At 76.2% G+C, this 16,292-nt stretch carries 17 protein-coding genes and 1 pseudogene; 9 read left to right on the forward strand and 9 right to left on the reverse strand.

Translation table 11 applies throughout. From position 1 onward, the window contains the following. The first annotated feature begins 64 nt into the window (after positions 1-64). Positions 65-940 (forward strand): hypothetical protein, encoded by an 876-nt coding sequence (locus LPU61_RS06475; protein WP_043962871.1) that lies wholly within the window; start codon positions 65-67, stop codon positions 938-940. A gap of 76 nt (positions 941-1,016) precedes the next feature. On the opposite strand, the gene LPU61_RS06480 is transcribed toward LPU61_RS06475, so the two are convergent. Beyond that, the gene (locus LPU61_RS06480) at positions 1,017-1,391 is read right to left on the reverse strand and encodes a DUF6401 family natural product biosynthesis protein (protein ID WP_043962872.1); all 375 of its coding nucleotides are present in this window, start codon (positions 1,389-1,391) and stop codon (positions 1,017-1,019) included. 168 nt (positions 1,392-1,559) lie between these two features. On the opposite strand from LPU61_RS06480, the gene LPU61_RS06485 reads away from it, so the two are divergent. Beyond that, on the forward strand, positions 1,560-2,003 hold the full coding sequence (locus LPU61_RS06485; RefSeq protein ID WP_229404407.1) for a hypothetical protein: 444 nt from the start codon (positions 1,560-1,562) through the stop codon (positions 2,001-2,003). A gap of 383 nt (positions 2,004-2,386) precedes the next feature. Here LPU61_RS06485 and LPU61_RS06490 read toward each other — a convergent pair whose 3' ends face one another. Further along, positions 2,387-2,599 carry a hypothetical protein gene (locus tag LPU61_RS06490; RefSeq protein WP_043962874.1) on the reverse strand — a complete coding sequence of 71 codons (213 nt, stop codon included), beginning with the start codon at positions 2,597-2,599 and terminating at the stop codon, positions 2,387-2,389. Between the two features lie 163 nt (positions 2,600-2,762). On the opposite strand from LPU61_RS06490, the gene LPU61_RS06495 reads away from it, so the two are divergent. Next, positions 2,763-3,950: a sugar MFS transporter gene (locus tag LPU61_RS06495; protein WP_229404408.1), complete on the forward strand. Its 1,188-nt coding sequence runs from the start codon at positions 2,763-2,765 to the stop codon at positions 3,948-3,950. Between the two features lie 20 nt (positions 3,951-3,970). On the opposite strand, the gene LPU61_RS06500 is transcribed toward LPU61_RS06495, so the two are convergent. The 4 genes from LPU61_RS06500 to LPU61_RS06515 all read right to left on the reverse strand — a co-directional run bounded on the left by LPU61_RS06500 (position 3,971) and on the right by LPU61_RS06515 (position 6,311). Beyond that, positions 3,971-4,234: a hypothetical protein gene (locus LPU61_RS06500; protein WP_229404409.1), complete on the reverse strand. Its 264-nt coding sequence runs from the start codon at positions 4,232-4,234 to the stop codon at positions 3,971-3,973. Between the two features lie 98 nt (positions 4,235-4,332). After that, entirely contained in the window at positions 4,333-4,794 is a 462-nt protein-coding gene (locus tag LPU61_RS06505; RefSeq protein ID WP_229404410.1) for an SRPBCC family protein, read from the reverse strand. A gap of 52 nt (positions 4,795-4,846) precedes the next feature. Beyond that, complete coding sequence (locus LPU61_RS06510) at positions 4,847-5,263, reverse strand: DUF2795 domain-containing protein (RefSeq protein ID WP_043962877.1); 417 nt, start codon at positions 5,261-5,263, stop codon at positions 4,847-4,849. Positions 5,264-5,327: 64 nt separating this feature from the next. Continuing rightward, positions 5,328-6,311, reverse strand: coding sequence for a YihY/virulence factor BrkB family protein (locus LPU61_RS06515; RefSeq protein ID WP_043964365.1), 984 nt, complete (start codon positions 6,309-6,311; stop codon positions 5,328-5,330). Positions 6,312-6,499: 188 nt separating this feature from the next. Between LPU61_RS06515 and LPU61_RS06520 the strand changes: the two genes are divergently transcribed. After that, complete coding sequence (locus tag LPU61_RS06520) at positions 6,500-6,904, forward strand: ChaB family protein (RefSeq protein ID WP_043962878.1); 405 nt, start codon at positions 6,500-6,502, stop codon at positions 6,902-6,904. 57 nt (positions 6,905-6,961) lie between these two features. Here the strand turns inward: LPU61_RS06520 and LPU61_RS06525 are convergent, their stop codons facing one another. Beyond that, positions 6,962-8,395, reverse strand: coding sequence for an aldehyde dehydrogenase (locus LPU61_RS06525; protein WP_043962879.1), 1,434 nt, complete (start codon positions 8,393-8,395; stop codon positions 6,962-6,964). A 72-nt stretch (positions 8,396-8,467) separates the two neighbouring features. On the opposite strand from LPU61_RS06525, the gene LPU61_RS06530 reads away from it, so the two are divergent. Further along, positions 8,468-10,108 carry an NAD(P)/FAD-dependent oxidoreductase gene (locus LPU61_RS06530; RefSeq protein WP_229404411.1) on the forward strand — a complete coding sequence of 547 codons (1,641 nt, stop codon included), beginning with the start codon at positions 8,468-8,470 and terminating at the stop codon, positions 10,106-10,108. A 19-nt stretch (positions 10,109-10,127) separates the two neighbouring features. Here LPU61_RS06530 and LPU61_RS06535 read toward each other — a convergent pair whose 3' ends face one another. Both LPU61_RS06535 and LPU61_RS06540 read right to left on the reverse strand, forming a co-directional pair. Continuing rightward, complete coding sequence (locus LPU61_RS06535; RefSeq protein ID WP_043962880.1) at positions 10,128-10,895, reverse strand: polyprenol monophosphomannose synthase; 768 nt, start codon at positions 10,893-10,895, stop codon at positions 10,128-10,130. A gap of 157 nt (positions 10,896-11,052) precedes the next feature. Beyond that, positions 11,053-11,481 carry an SRPBCC family protein gene (locus LPU61_RS06540; protein ID WP_308102546.1) on the reverse strand — a complete coding sequence of 143 codons (429 nt, stop codon included), beginning with the start codon at positions 11,479-11,481 and terminating at the stop codon, positions 11,053-11,055. Positions 11,482-11,693: 212 nt separating this feature from the next. Between LPU61_RS06540 and LPU61_RS06545 the strand changes: the two are divergent. The 4 genes and pseudogenes from LPU61_RS06545 to LPU61_RS06560 form a co-directional block, all read left to right on the forward strand. After that, positions 11,694-13,325, forward strand: a pseudogene (locus LPU61_RS06545) (HAD-IIIA family hydrolase); the annotation flags it as partial. A 110-nt stretch (positions 13,326-13,435) separates the two neighbouring features. Then, positions 13,436-14,410 (forward strand): glycosyltransferase, encoded by a 975-nt coding sequence (locus tag LPU61_RS06550; protein ID WP_043962882.1) that lies wholly within the window; start codon positions 13,436-13,438, stop codon positions 14,408-14,410. After that, entirely contained in the window at positions 14,395-15,612 is a 1,218-nt protein-coding gene (locus tag LPU61_RS06555) for a glycosyltransferase (RefSeq protein WP_229404413.1), read from the forward strand. The genes LPU61_RS06550 and LPU61_RS06555 overlap by 16 nt, the downstream gene beginning before the upstream one ends. Continuing rightward, positions 15,612-16,292: SIS domain-containing protein (locus LPU61_RS06560; RefSeq protein ID WP_229404414.1), on the forward strand; the 681-nt coding region annotated here is incomplete at its 3' end. The genes LPU61_RS06555 and LPU61_RS06560, both read left to right, overlap by 1 nt.

Below are 16,292 nucleotides of genomic sequence, written 5' to 3' on the forward strand. Positions count from 1 at the left end.
CGCGGCGTGCGGCGCACCGAGGCGGGTATGCGCGCGCCGAAGTCCATGCGACAGGAGGGACACCATGCAGAAAACCCTCGCGGTCGGGCAGGTAGACATCGGTACGGCCCTGACCGATATGTGGAGGTCGGTGCTGCTCTTCGTCCCGAGGGCGATCGCGTTCATCGTGATCCTCGTGGTGGGGTGGCTCATCGCCAAAGCGGTCCTCAAGATCGTGGACGCGGCACTGGAACGGGTGGGGTTCGACCGTGCGGTCGAACGGGGTGGGGTCCGGCGCGCGCTGGAACGCACCAAGTACGACGCCAGCGACATCCTGGCGAAACTGGCGTACTACGCCGTGCTGCTGTTCACCCTGCAGTTCGCCTTCGGGGTGTGGGGGCCGAACGCGATCAGCGACCTGATCCGGGGCGTGGTCTCGTGGCTGCCCCGGGCGTTCATCGCGATCGTCATCGTGGTGGTGGCCGCCGCGATCGCCAACGCGGTGCGGGACCTGGTCACCGGCTTCCTGGGCGGCCTGTCCTACGGCCGGGTGCTGGCCGACGTGACGGCGATCTTCATCCTGGCGCTCGGTGTCATCGCCGCGCTCAACCAGGTGGGCATCGCCACCACGGTCACCACGCCGGTGCTGATCGCGGTGCTCGCCACGGTGGCCGGCATCCTGATCGTCGGCGTCGGCGGCGGCCTGGTGCGGCCGATGCAGAACCGCTGGGAGGGGTGGCTCGACCGGGCCGCCGAGGAGTCCCGGGCGCTGCGGGAGCACCGCCAGGCGCAGGCCACCGGCCGGGGCGACGTCGAGCGGCGGATGGCCGACCGGGGCGCCGAGCGCGCCCGGGCCATGCCCGAGGGGTCGATGACCGGCGCCCGCGGCGGGCAGGGGACGTACCGCTCCGGCAACATGCCGGGCGACGAGACCCAGCAGTTCGGCCGCCCGGGTAGCTGACCGGGGGTAGCACGAGACGGAGGGGGCCCGCACGGGTCCCCTCCGTTCTCGGATGCGGCCCGCGTCCCGGGTGTGGTCAGAGCGTCGGCAGCGGGGCCGGGTGGGTGCCCAGGGAACGGGCCAGGGCGCAGACCGCGAGCAGGCGGGTGAGCAGCCAGTCGGCTTCGGCGAAGTCCGCCGAGCGGGTGGGCGGCTGCCAGCCGTGCTCGCGCGCCGCGTCGCGGACGCCCTCGGCGTAGCCGGCGAGCGCGGCGGGGGTCAGCGGCCGGCGGTCGCCGCCCAGGGCGTCCCGGACTGCGGCGGCGTGCTGGTCGACCTCGGCCAGCAACCCGGGGCAGGTGGCGGCGGCGGCGAGCCCGGCGGTGCCGATCGAGACCGTCAGCACGGCGAGGGCGGAGCTGGCGGAGTCCACGGCGGAGCGGCCCGTGGCCCGGTTCGACGGCACACGCATGAGGACCGAGGCTAACCGGCCGGTAACCGCGCGCGCCTCCGCCGCTCGGCCGGTCCCGGGTCCTCCACCGGTCGGCCGACACCCCGGCCGCCGGGATTGACCCGGCCGGCGCGGGGCAGAAGGGAGAACGGGTCGACACCGACGCGACCGGCACCCTGGAGGAACGCAATGGGACAGCAGGACCAGCCCGACGAGCGGCACCGCCGCCCCGCCGGGGTCGGCGACGACACCGTCGAGGCGCTGGGCAAGCTCGGCGAGGCGCTGGAGACCGTCGAGCGGGCGCGCGGGCACCTCTACACGCTGCACCAGCTCGTCGGCCACGCGGACCTGATGCTCGACGACGCCGTCGAGAAGTTCCGCGCCGCAGGGCACGACGTGATCGCCGACCGGATCGCCACCGACCTGCTCGGGCGCAACGTGATCGCCGGCCGGTGGACCTTCCAGATCGTCGAGGACTTCGACGACGGCTACTACGCGCTGTTCCGGGACCTCGACCGGGAGGCCCGCGACGAGCTGGTCGCCGGCCGGCGGCACCTGTACGAGGCGGAGATGAAGGAGCGGCGGCGCACCCGGGGCCGCCCCGGCCACGAGGCGCGCCCGGCCGGCGAGTGACACCGGGCCCGGCGACGGACGCCGGGCCGTCCGCCTGCGGCCTGCGCTCGTGTACGCCCGCCGAGTCGTCACCCTGCGTTGTCCCCAAGGGCGGGGTCGGCAGGGCCCCGGTGAACCCCTTTGCTCTGCACCCGGATACGCAACGGTTCACTCAGCGCAACCGCACGCGGCGGCCTTCGCCCGGCGGGATCTCGGATATCCCCAGCTCGGGCCGGGTGTTGCGTGGGTGGGTGCAGAGCAAAGGGCGGGGTACTGGTGGCGCAGGCTGGATGGGGTGTGACCCAGCGTGAGGTGCCGACCGGTCCGCGGTGTTGCCGCCGCCGCCGTTACCTTCGGTGACCGACCTGGTGGTCCGGCGAGCGGGCCGGCGCGTCGCCGCCGCGCTAGTCGGAGGAGCGTGCGTTCGCCGGGCGACGCCGGGAGGCGTCGTCGGCGATGATCACTGTGGCGACCATCAGGGCGACGCAGAGGCTGAACAGCCACGAGTCGTCGGTGGCGAACTTGGCGGCGACCGGCGCCTGGACGGCGGCGAGGAGGAAGCCGAGCCAGGCGAGGCGACGCTGACGAACGGTGAGGAAGCCGGAGCCCTGTTGCATTCGGAAAGTCTTGCGCGACGCGCCGGGATCGCCGTCACCCGATCGGACGATTCTGGATGACCTGTCCGGGTTTTCGGCCGGACGTACCGCGCTTTTTGGCGTTTCGGGGGAGGCGCGGGAAGTCGTTGGTTGCTCTCGCCGGGGTGGGGCAGGATGGTCGATCGTGTCCACCCCCGCGTCGCCCCGTCCCGCCCTGCTCCTGCTCGCCTACCTCGCCTTCGTCAGCCTCGGTCTGCCCGACGGACTGCTCGGCGTCGGCTGGCCGTCCATGCGGGCGGACTTCGACGTGCCCACCGAGGCCGTCGGGCTGATGCTGACCGCCGGGACCACCGGATACCTCACCGCCAGCGTGCTGGCCGGTTTCTCCCTGGCCCGGCTCGGCGTCGGCCGGCTGCTCGCCGGCAGCACCCTGCTGGCCAGCCTCGCGCTCACCGGGTACGCGTCCAGCCCGGGGCTCGCCGTCACGACCGGCTGCGCGCTGCTGCTCGGGCTCGGCTCGGGGGCGATCGACTCCGGGCTCAACGCGTACGCGGCCAACGCGTTCGGCCCCCGCCACATGAACTGGATGCACGCCTTCTTCGGCCTCGGCGTCGCCATCGGCCCACTGATCATGACCGCCGTGCTCAGCGCCGGCCTCTCCTGGCGCTGGGGCTACGGCACCGTCGCCGCCGCCCAGCTCACCCTCGGCACCGCCTTCGCCCTCACCGTGCGGGCCTGGGCCGACCGGTCCGTCCCGGCCCCGTCCGCCGCCGGCCCGGCCCCGCTGCCCACCACCGACCCCGTCCGGGTACGCGACACGCTGCGCCTGCCGGCCGTCTGGCTGGGCTCCCTCGCGTTCGCCGTGTACGTCGCCATCGAGATCGCCGCCGGCCTGTGGGCGTTCCTGCTGCTCACCGAGGGGCGGGGGCTGGCCGCCGGGGTGGCCGGAGTCTGCGTCTCCGGGTACTGGGGGAGCCTGTTTCTCGGGCGGGTGGTGCAGGGCTTCGTCGCCGAGCGTCTCGGCACCGGGCGGGTGCTGCGCGCCAGCCTGCTCGGCATGGTCGCCGGCGCGGTGCTGATCGCCCTGCCCGCGCCGGCCTGGGTGGCCGTGGCCGGCCTGCTGGTGCTGGGCTTCGCCGCCGCGCCCGTGTTCCCGCTGCTCACCCTGGGCACCGCCGAGCGGGTCGGCGCCGCGCACGCCGACCGCACCATCGGCGTGCAGATCGCGGCGGCCGGGCTGGGCGGGGCGCTGGTGCCCAGCGGCATCGGCGCGCTGGTCGCGTACACCTCGGTCGAAGCCCTCGGGCCCGCGCTGGTGGTCCTCGCCGCGGCCCTGACCACCCTGCACGCCGTCGCGTCCCGCCGCCCCTGACCGCCACCAGCGGGCGGCGGTCACATCGTGTCGGGGCCGGTCCGTCCCGTGGTCCACGGCCGGTACGCCCGCTCCGCGTCGGTGCGCTCCCGCTCCCGGCCGGCCGGCGACGCGCCCCGGTCCACCGCCTCCGGGCCGTGCCCGAACGCGGCCTCCTCCCCGGCGTCGTTGCCGGTCACGTCGTCTGCCTGCCCGTCGAGGGTCGACCGGGCCAGCGCCCGGTCCAGCTCCTCCAACGGGAGCCGCTGCTCGTCGCGCCACACGTGGCTGTCGTTGTCCGTCATGCCCTTCGCGGTACCCGGGGCCGGTGATCGCAAACGGCCCCGGGCGCGACGATGGCCGCCGGAAGCCGGCGGCCATGGTCAGCTCGTGCGGGGGAAGGTCAGGGCTGGGGGCGGTCGACGCTGCCGCGCCAGGCGCCGGTCTCCTGACCGCGCCGCTCGATGAACTGCTTGAACCGTTCCAGGTCGCCCTTGGCCCGGCGGTCGACGACGCCGAGCTTGTCGCCGGCCTGCTCCACCACGCCGTGCGGCTCGAACTCCAACTGGAGGGTCACCCGCGTGTTGGCCTCGTCGAGGCGGTGGAAGGTCACCACCCCGGCCTGCTGGGTGCCGCCGGTGGAACGCCAGGCCACCCGCTCGTCGGGCAGCTGCTCGGTGATCTCGGCGTCGAACTCGCGCTTGACCCCGGCGATCTCCACCGTCCAGTGGGTCCTCGTGTCGGTGAGCTGCCGGACCTCCTGCACCCCCTCCATGAAGTGCGGGAACTCCTCGAACTGCGTCCACTGGTCGTACGCGGTCCGGATCGGGACGGACACGTCCACGTGCTCGGTGACGCCACTCATCAGCAATCCTCCTCAGTGCGCGGGTGCGGGGCGGGCCGGGGGACGGTCCCCCTCACCAACGCGTCGTCTCGTTCCTGTGGCCGAGGGCGGCCCACACCTCGGAAACCGTCTGGTAGCGGGTGCCCGGCGGCAGCCCCTCCAGGGCGGCGACCAGGTCGTCCGGCGCGTCGTTGTCGCGCGCGTTGGCGACGAGCGCCTCCCGGTCGCCGGGCAGGGCGGTCATCGTGATGAACCGTCCGAGCCGGCTGCGCTGCTCCACGTCGGTGGAGCTCATCCCCTGCGGGGAACCGGTGCGCAGCTCGCCCGCCGGGGCCGTGGTGGCCTCCGGCTGGTCCTCGCCGGCCGGCTCGGGCTGGCGGAACTCGTCCACCCGCGAGCCGCCGGTGCCGGGGCCCTGGACCAGGCCGCTGACCTCCTGGCTCATCTGCTCGTCGACCCTCGGGCTGTGCTTGCTGCTGCCACGTTCCATGCCTTCTGCGCTACCCGGGGCGGACGCCGGTAAACCGGCGCGGCCGCCCGGCCGAGGCGACCCGTCACCCGGCGGCGGGGCTGCGCGGAGGCAGCACCGGCTCCTCCGGGTCCGGCTCACCGGCCTGCAACGCCCGGCCCCGCTGCAGCTCGGCGTTGATCTGCACGCCGAGCATCAGCGCCGAGTTGGACAGGTAGAGCCAGACCAGGAACGCGATCACCGCGCCGAGGCTGCCGTACGTCACGTCGTACGAGCCGAAGTTCGCCACGTACAGGCCGAAACCGAACGAGGCCAGCGCCCAGGAGACCAGGGCGACCGCGCCGCCCGGGGTGAGCCAGCGGAACCGGGGCTGGCGCACGTTCGGGGCGATCCAGAACAGCAGCGACAGCAGCACCATCATCACCATGGCCAGCACCGGCCACTTCGCCACGCCCCACACCGTGCGGGCCAGCCCGCCCGCGCCCAGCAGGTCGCCCACCGCGTCGGCGACCGGGCCGCTGACGATGAGCCCGGTGGCCACCACGGCCAGCAGCAGCATGGTCACGGCGGCCAGCCCGATCTGCAACGGGCGCAGCTTCCACACCGGCCGCCCCTCCTGCACCCCGTAGATGGCGTTGGACGCCCGGGTGAACGCGCCGATGAACCCCGACGCCGACCACAGCGCGCCGAGCAGACCGAAGCTGAGCAGCGTCTTCGCGCCGCCGCTCTGGTCGACCACGCCCCGCACCACGCTCACGAACCCCTCGTTGCCGACCACCGACCCGGCGCCGACGTCCCGGGCCAGGTCGATCACCGTGTCGACCGTCCGCTCGCCGTCGGAGACCAGGCCGACCAGGGCGACCACCACGATCGTCGACGGGAACAGGGCGAGCACCCCGTAGTAGGTGAGCGCGGCGGCCCAGTCCGCGCAGTTGTCCTTGACGAAGTTCCGGCCGCTGCGCACCAGCACCCCCCGCCAGGTGGGCCAGCTGAGCTGGCGTACCCGGCGGGGCCGCCGCGCCCGCCCGTCGTCGAGGACCGCCGTGTCCGGTTCCGTCGTCGCTGCCATGACCGCCCCCTGCGTCCCGGGCGGCGGGGTGACCGGCACCCGGCGCTCGCCTGGCCCCGCCCGTACCCAGCGTCGGAAATCGACAAACCCGACACGGGGCGGGGCGGTCCGCCGCGCGGGCCGGCGGTTTGCCCAGGCGGCCCGGGGGAACGGTCAACCGGGAAGCAGTCGACGCGGAGGAGGACGACATGCCCGGGCGCGAGGTACTGCCCAGCACGCTGCGGCGCTCCCCGGAGAAGGCGCAGCGCACCTGGGAGAAGACGCACGACTCGGCGGTGGAGACGTACGGCGAGGGCGAGCGGGCCCACCGCACCGCGTTCGCCGCCGTCAAGCACGAGTTCGAGAAGGTCGGCGACCACTGGGAGCCCAAGGGCCGCAAGGGGCCCAGCGACCAGCAGGCGGCCGGCGGCGGGCCGGCGCGCCGCGCCCCCACGGCGGGCGGCGTCGACGCCAACGCCACCAAGGACCACCTGATGGCGGTGGCCCGCAAGCTGGACGTGCCCGGCCGGTCCCGGATGACGAAGCCGGAACTGGTCAAGGCCATCGAGAAGGCCAACAACAACGCCACCCGCAAGGCGCGCGGGGGCCGCTGACCGGCCACGACAGCGCGGGGCCCGGGGCCGCACGGTCCCGGGCCCCACGCCGTACGCTCACCAGTGGCCGCCGCCCGGGGCCTCGATGTGCACGGCCTTCGTGGCGGTGAACTCGTCCAGCAGCTCCGGGCCGTAGCCGAAGCCCTGGCCGCTGCCCCGGCGCGGCTGCGCCGCCCCGCCCGGCGCGCCGCCGAACACGGCGTTGACCTTCACGGTGCCGACCGGCAGCTCCCGCCAGGCCCGCTGGGCGTGACTCATCGAGCCGGTGAGCACCGTCGCCGCCAGCCCGTACGGCGAGTCGGCCGCGCACCGCAGCGCCTCGCTGAACGAGTCGACCACCACCACCGGGGCGACCGGGCCGAACGTCTCCTCGCGCACCAGCGTCATCTCGTGCCGGCAGTCGACGACCACCGTCGCCGGGTAGAACGCCCCCGGCCCGTCCGGCAGCACCCCGCCCGCGCGCAGCCGCGCCCCGCCGGCCACCGCCGCCGTCACCTGCCCGTGCACGTGGTCGCGGTGCCGCCGGTCGACCAGCGGCCCCAGCTCCGTAGCCGGGTCCCGCCCCGGGCCGACCCGCAGCGCCTCGGCCCGCCGCACCAGCGCATCGACGAAGTCCTCCGCCACGTCCCGGTGCACGTAGATCCGCTCCACCGCCACACAGATCTGCCCCGCGTTGGCGAACGCGCCCAGCGCCGCCTGTTCCGCCGCCCAGACCGGGTCGACCCCGGCGTCGACGACGAGGGGGTCGCTGCCGCCGTTCTCCAGCAGCACCTTCGCCCCCGTCCGGGCCGCCGCGGCGGCGATCTGGCGGCCCGTGGCCGTCGCGCCCACGTGCGCCACCACGTCCACGTCGCCGCCGGCCAGCGCCGCGCCGACCTCCGCGCCGCCGGTGAGCAGCGACAGCACCCCCGGCGGCAGGACCTCGTCCAGCGCGCGGGCCAGCAGCCACCCCGTCGCCGGGGTGCGCTCGCTCGGCTTGTACAGCACCGCGTTGCCGGTCACCAGGGCCGCGCCGAGCAGCCCGCAGGAGACCGCCACCGGGTCGTTCCACGGCGTGATCGCCGCGACCACGCCGCGCGGCTGCGGGGCCATGAAGTCGATGGACTCCGCGCCGCCGAGCAGCGTGCGCCCGCCCCGCACCGGGGCCAGCTCGGCGTACTGTCGCAGGGTGCCGACGCCCGCCTCGACGCCGCCCCGGGCGTCCGCGAGGGGCTTGCCCATCTCCGCCGTCACCGCCGCCGCCAGCTCCTGCGCCGCGGCCTGCACCGCGTCGGCGGCCCGGTGCAGCGCGGCGGCCCGCTCCGCCGGGTCCGTCGCCGCCCACCCGGGCGCGACCCCCCGCGCGGCCTCCACCGCCTTGCCGACCTCGTCCGCCGTCGCGACCGGCACCGTGCTGACCGGGTGGCCGTCGGCCGGATCGCGGACGACCAGCTCGCCCCCCGCGCCGCCGGCGCCCCACACCCCACCGATGAGCTGCGCAACCGTGTACATGCGGCGGTGCATCCCCCGGCCCCGGCCCGGCAAACGCGTTTCGCCGCGGGTGGCCCCGGGTAGGCGGGTCGGATGACCTCGACCGGCATCCCCACCGCCGCCACGTCCGGCGTGCCGACCGGCCCGGAGCGCGCCGACGCGGTCGTCGTCGGCGCGGGCCACAACGGCCTGGTGGCCGCCAACCTGCTGGCCGACGCCGGCTGGGACGTGCTGGTGCTGGAGGCGACCGGCGCGCCCGGCGGGGCGGTGCGCTCGGCCGAGGTGACCGTCCCCGGCTACCTGAGCGACCTCTACAGCTCCTTCTACCCCCTCGGGTACGCCTCCCCGGTGCTCGCCGGCCTCGACCTGGACCGGCACGGGCTGCGCTGGACCCACGCCCCCGACGTGCTGGCCCACCTGCTGCCCGACGGGCGGGCGGCCGTGCTCAACCGGGACCTCGACGCCACCGCCGCGTCGCTGGCCGTGTTCGCGCCCGCCGACGGGGAGCGCTGGCGGCACGCGTACGCCGACTGGCTCGACGTGGCCGGGCCGATGCTGGCCACCATCACCACCCCCTTCCCGCCGGTGCGCGGCGGCGTCGCCCTGCTGCGCCGGCTGCGGGTCGGCGGGTCGCTGCGGCTGGCCCGCCGGCTCGTCGTGCCCGTGCGCAAGCTCGGCGCCGAGCTGTTCGACGGCGAGGGCGGCACGCTGCTGCTGGCCGGCTGCGCCCTGCACACCGACCTGTCACCGGAGGAGGCCGGCTCCGGCGTCTACGGCTGGCTGCTGGCCATGCTCGGCCAGCAGGTCGGCTGGCCGGTGCCGGTCGGCGGTGCGCAGCGGATCACCGACGCGCTGGTCGACCGGCTCACCGCGCGCGGCGGCCGGATCGTCCACGACGCGCGCGTCGACCGGGTGCTCACCGCCCGGGGCCGGGCGATGGGGGTACGCACCGTCGACGGCCGGGCCTGGCGGGCCCGGCGGGCCGTCCTCGCCGACGTCCCCGCCCCCGCCCTCTACCTGGACCTGGTCGGCGCGGCGGCGTTGCCGCCCCGGCTCGTGCAGGACCTGGCGCACTTCCGCTGGGACGGCTCCACGCTCAAGGTCGACTGGGCGCTGTCCGGGCCGGTGCCGTGGACCAACCCGGCCGTGGCCGGGGCCGGCACCGTGCACCTCGGCGCGGACCTCGACGGGCTGACGACGTACTCCGCCGAGCTGGCCCGGGGCCAGGTGCCCCGCGACCCGTTCCTGCTGGTGGGGCAGATGAGCGTCGCCGACCCGAGCCACTCCCCGCCCGGCACCGAGTCGCTGTGGGCGTACACCCACCTGCCGTTCCGGCGCGACTGGCGGGCCGAGGACGTCGCCGCGCACGTCGCGCGGATGGAGGACGTGCTGGAGGCCGCCGCCCCGGGGTTCCGCGCCCGGATCCTCGGCCGGCACGTCGCCGGCCCGGCCGACCTGGAGCGGGGCGACCCGAGCCTGGTCGGCGGGGCGCTGGGCGGCGGCACCGCGGCGGCGTACCAGCAGCTCTTCCTGCGGCCGATCCCCGGCCTGGGCCGCGCGGACACCCCGGTGGACCGGTTGTACCTGGCCAGCGCCTCGGCGCACCCGGGCGGCGGGGTGCACGGCGCGCCGGGCGCGAACGCCGCCCGGGCCGCGCTGGCCCGCGACCGGGCGCTCACCGGCGGCCTGTACGCGGGCGTGATCGGCGCGGCGCACCGGGCGGTCTACCGCTGAAGAGCCGCCCGGCGGCGCGTCAGGGCTCGATGTTGCGGTGCCGGGTGCGCAGCTTGAACGGCATCAGCGCGCTCTCGATCTTGGTGGCGGTGGTCATCTTCGAGGCGCCCTCGCGGCGCTCCTCGAACCGGATCGGCACCTCCAGGATCGTGTGCCCCAGCTTCGTGGCCAGGTAGTGCATCTCCACCTGGAAGCTGTAGCCGTTGGACTGCACCCGGTCCAGCCCGATGTCGCGCAGCGCGTCGGCCCGCCAGATCTTGAAGCCCGCCGTGAGGTCGCGGATGCGCACCCGCAGCAGCGTGTGCACGTAGAGGTTGGCCCAGCCGCTGAGCGCGCGACGGTAGAGCGGCCACGCCTCGTCGAGCTGCCCGCCCGGCACGTAGCGCGAACCGATGACGACACCCGCCTGCGTGGACAGCAGCGCGCCGAGCATGCCGGGCAGCGCCTCCGGCGGGTGCGACAGGTCCGCGTCCATCTGCGCCACGTATTCGGCGCCGCCGTCGAGGGCCCGGCCGATCCCGTCGACGTACGCCCGGCCGAGGCCCTCCTTGCCGGCGCGGTGCACGACCTGGACCCGGTCGGGGTGCTCGATGGCCAGCTTGTCGGCCACCTCGCCTGTGCCGTCCGGGGAGTTGTCGTCGGCGACCAGCACCTTCAGGCCCGGCAGCGGCAGCGCGAGGAGCCGTTCGACCAGGACCGGGAGGTTCCCCGCCTCGTTGTAGGTGGGAACCACGACGGTCAGGCGTGCGTCCCGCCAGGGGGCGGGCAACTGCACGGGTTCGATCATGACGGACATCCTCGGTTTGCCGACAGGTTTACCTGAGAGGGTAGCCAGTTGCCCGTTCCATGTCGTAATGGCTCCCCGTCCGACGCGTGCGACACGCCGTGCGCAGGGCGGGGAGCCGGGTGGGCGCGCCGGGGCCGGGTCGCCGCGGGCCGACTCGTCAGCGGTCCGCCTTCTGCCGGGTCGCGATGTCGGACAGCCGGCGCAGCGTCTCCTTGTTGCGCTGGTGCAGCACCAGGTCGTTGAGCTTGGTGCGGACCCAGCGCAGCGGGCCGGCGGCGAACTCCTCGCCGATGCGCACCCGCGTCGCGCCGTCGCCGACGGGTTCCAGGGTGAAGACCACGGTCGCCTCGCCCGCCGGCCACAGCCCCGCCTTCAGCACCAGCCGGTGCGGCGGCTCGCAGGCCAGCACGGTCGAGGCGTCCTGGAGGGAGAACGGCCACGGCCCGGCCTTGTGGTGCAGCCGCGTGCCGACGCGGGGCCAGGCGTCGTCCACGTCGCGCACGTGCACCGTGCCCACCACCCAGTCGCTGTACGTCCAGCCGTCGGCGAGCACGTCGAACACCTGCTGCGGGGGTGCCTGGATCACTTTCTCCACAATCGCCACTGCGCCCCCATACCCCGCTCCCGGCGGCCCCTAACGAGCCGGGTGGGTTAGCTTCTCGGCGGCGGCGGGTATCGCGGCACCGGACGGTGGCGGGGCGGCGGGCGTCGCCGCACCCGGCGGCGGCGGGCACCGCGCCGCCGACGACGTTTACTCCCCGGGGCGCAGGGAACCCGCCGCCCGTGCGACGGGACCAGATGGAGCCGGATCAGCGCAGGTCAGCCCGGGTCGACCCGGGTCCTGGCCGGGGCGGGTCCGGCGGTGTCCTGTTCGACGCGGTGCTGCTGGACCGCGACGGCACGCTGGTGGAGGACGTGCCGTACAACGGCGACCCCGACAAGGTGCGCCCGCTGCCGGGCGCGCGGGAGGCCCTGGACCGGCTGCGCGCCGCGGGCCTGCGGCTGGCCGTGGTGACCAACCAGTCCGGGCTGGCCCGGGGCTGCTTCACCGAGGGGCAGCTGGACCGGGTGCACGCCCGCATCGAGGAGCTGCTGGGACCCTTCGACTCCTGGCACGTCTGCCCGCACGACGACGACGCCGGGTGCGACTGCCGCAAGCCCGCCCCGGGCCTCGTCCACGCGGCGGCGGCGCGGCTGGGCACGACGCCGCAGCGCTGCGTGGTGGTGGGGGACATCGGGCGGGACATGGCCGCCGCGCTGGCCGCCGGGGCGCACGGGGTGCTGGTGCCGACGCCGGTCACCCGGCCAGAGGAGGTGGCGGCCGCCCCGTGCGTACGCCCCACCCTGCCGGCGGCGGTCGACGAGATCCTGCGCCGGCAGGCCGCCGTGGCCCCCGGCACGCCCCGCGCGGCGGGCACCGTGCTGGTGGTGCGCAGCGACTCGGCCGGCGACGTGCTGGTCACCGGGCCGGGCATCCGGGCGGTGGCCGCCCACGCGCGGCGGGTGGTGCTGCTGTGCGGGCCGCGCGGCCGGGCGGCGGCGGAGCTGCTGCCCGGGATCGACGAGATCGTCGAGTGGCCCCTGGAGTGGATCGACCCGGACCCGGGCCCCGTGGACCCGGACCGGACCCGCCGGCTGGTGCGGCGCCTCGCGGCCGTGGGCGCCGACGAGGCGGTGATCTTCACGAGCTTCCACCAGTCGCCGCTGCCGCTGGCGCTGCTGCTGCGCCTGGCCGGCGTGCCCCGGATCGCCGCGATCAGCGACGACTACCCGGGCAGCCTCCTCGACGTGCGCCACCGGGTGCCGGCGGGGGTGCCCGAGCCGGAGCGGGCGCTGTCGCTGGCCGCCGCCGCCGGCCACGCCCTGCCCGGCGACGACCAGCCCTGGCTGCGCCTGCGCCGCGACGCGGTGCCCGCCCCGCCGCCGCGACTCGACCGGCCCGGGTACGTCGTGCTGCACCCCGGCTCGACGGCCACCGCCCGGGCCTGCCCGCCCGAACTGGCCGCCCGGATCGTCCGCGCGCTCGCCGGGGCGGGCCACCGGGTGGTGGTCACCGGGGGACCCGGCGAACGCGAACTCACCGCCCGGGTGGCCGCCGCCGGCGGCGTCGACCTCGGCGGGCGCACCGGCCTGGCCGAGCTCGCCGGCATCATCGCCGGCGCGTCCGCGCTCGTCGTCGGCAACACCGGCCCCGCCCACCTGGCCGCCGCGCTCGACGTGCCCGTGGTCAGCCTGTTCGCCCCGACCGTCCCGTACGGGCAGTGGGGGCCGTACCGGGTGCCCACCGTGCGCCTCGGCGACGCCGGGGCCGCCTGCCGCGACACCCGCGCCGCCACCTGCCCCGTCCCCGGGCACCCCTGCCTGGCCGGGATCGACCCCGGCGCGGTCCTCGACGCGTTGCGCCTGCTCGGCGTGCGCGCCGGCACGCCCGCCGGCCCGGCCGGCGACCACGGCGCGTCCGACGGACCGGGCGGATCGCGCCGTGCGGCGGCCGGCCCGGCGGACCGGGTGGCCGTGCCGGCCGGCGGCGGGAGCGGCCGATGAACATCCTGGTCTGGCACGTGCACGGCTCCTGGACCACGTCCTTCGTGCGCGGCAGGCACCGCTACCTGGTGCCCGTCACCCCCGACCGGGGCCCCTACGGCCTCGGCCGGGCCCGCACCTACCCGTGGCCCGACAGCGCCGTCGAGGTCACCCCCCGGGAGCTGCGCCGGGCCGACGTCGACCTGGTCGTCCTGCAGCGTCCCGAGGAGTTCGACCTGGCCTGCGACTGGCTGGGCCGGCGGGTCGGCCGGGACGTGCCGGCGATCTACGTCGAGCACAACACCCCCAAGGGCGACGTGCCCAACACCCGCCACCCGATGGCCGACCGCGACGACCTGCTGCTCACCCACGTCACCGGGTTCAACGAACTGTTCTGGGACAACGGGGCCACCCGCACCGCCGTCGTCGAGCACGGCGTCGTCGCCCCGGCCGTCGAGTGGACCGGCGAACTCGACCGGCTCGCCGTCGTCATCAACGAGCCGGTACGCCGCTGGCGGGTCACCGGCACCGACCTGCTGCCCCGCTTCGCCGAGCTGGCGCCCCTCGACGTCTTCGGCATGGGGGTGACCGGGCTGGCCGACCGGCTCGGGCTGCCCGCCGACCGGGTCGCCAGCCACGACGACGTGCCGCAGGAGCGGATGCACGCCGAGCTGGGCCGGCGGCGGGCGTACCTGCACCTGTGCCGGTGGACCTCCCTCGGGCTCAGCCTGATCGAGGCCATGACCATCGGCATGCCGGTCGTCGCGCTCGCCACCACCGAGGCGGTGGTGGCCGTCCCGCCCGAGGCCGGCGCGCTCTCCACCCGCGTCGACGACCTGCTGGGGGCCGCCCGCCGGTTCCTCGACGACCCCGAGGCCGCCGGCCGGGCGGGCGCGGCGGCGCGCAAGGCCGCCCGGGACCGCTACGGGCTGGAGCGTTTCCTCGCCGACTGGGACCGGCTGCTGGAGGAGGAAGTATGCGCATCGCGATGATCTCGGAGCACGCCAGCCCGCTCGCCGTCCTCGGCGGCGAGGACGCCGGCGGCCAGAACACGCATGTCGCGGAGCTCTCCGCCGCGCTCGCCGCCGCCGGTCACGACGTGCGGGTCTACACCCGCCGCGACGCGGTGGACCTGCCGGTGACGGTCCGCGCCCCCGACGGGTACGACGTGGTGCACGTGCCGGCCGGCCCGGCGGAGCCGATGGCCAAGGACGCGCTGCTGCCGCACATGCCGGCGTTCGGCCGCTGGCTGGCCCAGCGGTGGCGGGGCGGGGACGGGACGCCGGAGGTGATCCACGCCCACTTCTGGATGAGCGGACTGGCCGCGCTGGCCGCCGGCCGGCGCACCGGCGTGCCGGTGGTGCAGACGTACCACGCCCTCGGCACCGTGAAGCGGCGGCACCAGGGCGCCCAGGACACCAGCCCGCCCGGCCGGATCCGCGACGAGCGGGAACTGGGCCGGGCCGTCGACCGGGTCGTGGCCCAGTGCCAGGACGAGGTGAACGAGCTGGTCCGCCTCGGGGTGCCCCGCGACCGGATCAGCGTGGTCCCGTCCGGGGTCAACCTCGCCACGTTCGCCCCGCTCGGCCCGGCCGTCGAGCGACACCCGGGCCGGGCCCGCGTCCTCACCGTCGGCCGGCTGGTGGAACGCAAGGGCTTCCAGGACGTGATCCGCGCGATGCCCCTGGTGCCGGACGCCGAGTGCGTGGTGGTGGGCGGCCCGCCCGAGGGGCTGCTGGAGACCGACCCGCACGCCCGGCGGCTGCGGGCCCTGGCCCGCGAGTGCGGCGTCGCCGACCGGGTGCGCCTGGTCGGGGCGGTGCCCCGGGAGGAGATGGGCCGCTGGTACCGCTCCGCCGACGTGCTGGTCGCCGCCCCCTGGTACGAGCCGTTCGGGCTGACCCCGCTGGAGGCCATGGCCTGCGGTGTGCCCGTGGTCGGCACGGCCGTCGGCGGGCTGACCGACACCGTCCTCGACGGGGTCACCGGTGACCTGGTGCCGGCCCGGGACCCGCGCGCGCTGGGCGCCGCGATCCGGGGCCTGCTCGACGACCGGATCCGCCGGTTCGCGTACGCCGGGGCGGCCCGCGACCGGGCCCGGCGCAGCTACTCCTGGGCGGCCACCGCCCAGCGGCTGGCGGAGGTGTACGGCGCGGTGGCCGCCGTGCGCAGGCCCACCCGGGTGGTCGCCTGATGGCCGCCGCCCGCCCGGCCCGCCCGGCCGGTCCCGCCACCGGCTCCGCCGGCCCGGCCCGGCCCACCACCGGTTCCGCCGGCCCGGCCGGTGCCGCCGCCGCGTCGGTGCTCGACGCGCACCTGGCCGCCCTGGCCGCCGCGCTGCTGCCCTACCGGCGCTCGGAGGAGCTGCTGGCCCGCTGGGGCGGGGAGCTGGCGCACCGGCTGGCCGCCGGCGGTCGGCTGCTGGTGGCCGGCAACGGTGGCAGCGCCGCCGAGGCGCAGCACCTCACCGCCGAACTCGTCGGCAAGCTCCGCGACGACCGCGAGCCGCTGTCGGCCATCGCCCTGCACGCCGAGACCAGTGCGCTCACCGCGATCGGCAACGACTACGGCTACGACGAGGTCTTCGCCCGGCAGGTCCGCGCCCACGGCCGGCCCGACGACATCCTGCTGCTCATGTCGACCAGCGGGGCCAGCGTCAACCTCGTCGCCGCCGCCCACGCCGGCCGCGACGCCGGGCTGCGCTGCTGGGCGTTCACCGGCCCCACCCCCAACCCCCTCGCCGACGCCTGCCACGAGACCCTGGCCATCGCCTCCCCCGACAGCCAGGTCGTCCAGGAGCTGCACCTGGTCTCCACCCACGTGCTCTGCGAGTACGTCGACCGGGTGCTCCCCGCCGCGCTGGCGGCGGCGGGC

Origin of the sequence: Micromonospora sp. NBRC 110038, assembly GCF_020884815.1 — a bacterium.
Classification (GTDB): Bacteria; Actinomycetota; Actinomycetes; order Mycobacteriales; family Micromonosporaceae; genus Micromonospora; species Micromonospora haikouensis.

What these genes read in the sequence shown, in the direction of transcription:
- LPU61_RS06485 (WP_229404407.1), top strand. Translation starts at nt 1,560, where the DNA reads ATGGGACAGCAGGACCAGCCCGACGAGCGGCACCGCCGCCCCGCCGGG.
- LPU61_RS06520 (WP_043962878.1), top strand. Translation starts at nt 6,500, where the DNA reads ATGCCCGGGCGCGAGGTACTGCCCAGCACGCTGCGGCGCTCCCCGGAG.
- LPU61_RS06480 (WP_043962872.1), bottom strand. Translation starts at nt 1,391, where the DNA reads ATGCGTGTGCCGTCGAACCGGGCCACGGGCCGCTCCGCCGTGGACTCC.
- LPU61_RS06505 (WP_229404410.1), bottom strand. Translation starts at nt 4,794, where the DNA reads ATGAGTGGCGTCACCGAGCACGTGGACGTGTCCGTCCCGATCCGGACC.
- LPU61_RS06510 (WP_043962877.1), bottom strand. Translation starts at nt 5,263, where the DNA reads ATGGAACGTGGCAGCAGCAAGCACAGCCCGAGGGTCGACGAGCAGATG.
- LPU61_RS06550 (WP_043962882.1), top strand. Translation starts at nt 13,436, where the DNA reads ATGAACATCCTGGTCTGGCACGTGCACGGCTCCTGGACCACGTCCTTC.
- LPU61_RS06490 (WP_043962874.1), bottom strand. Translation starts at nt 2,599, where the DNA reads ATGCAACAGGGCTCCGGCTTCCTCACCGTTCGTCAGCGTCGCCTCGCC.
- LPU61_RS06500 (WP_229404409.1), bottom strand. Translation starts at nt 4,234, where the DNA reads ATGACGGACAACGACAGCCACGTGTGGCGCGACGAGCAGCGGCTCCCG.
- LPU61_RS06525 (WP_043962879.1), bottom strand. Translation starts at nt 8,395, where the DNA reads ATGTACACGGTTGCGCAGCTCATCGGTGGGGTGTGGGGCGCCGGCGGC.
- LPU61_RS06515 (WP_043964365.1), bottom strand. Translation starts at nt 6,311, where the DNA reads ATGGCAGCGACGACGGAACCGGACACGGCGGTCCTCGACGACGGGCGG.
- LPU61_RS06475 (WP_043962871.1), top strand. Translation starts at nt 65, where the DNA reads ATGCAGAAAACCCTCGCGGTCGGGCAGGTAGACATCGGTACGGCCCTG.
- LPU61_RS06555 (WP_229404413.1), top strand. Translation starts at nt 14,395, where the DNA reads ATGCGCATCGCGATGATCTCGGAGCACGCCAGCCCGCTCGCCGTCCTC.
- LPU61_RS06535 (WP_043962880.1), bottom strand. Translation starts at nt 10,895, where the DNA reads ATGATCGAACCCGTGCAGTTGCCCGCCCCCTGGCGGGACGCACGCCTG.
- LPU61_RS06530 (WP_229404411.1), top strand. Translation starts at nt 8,468, where the DNA reads ATGACCTCGACCGGCATCCCCACCGCCGCCACGTCCGGCGTGCCGACC.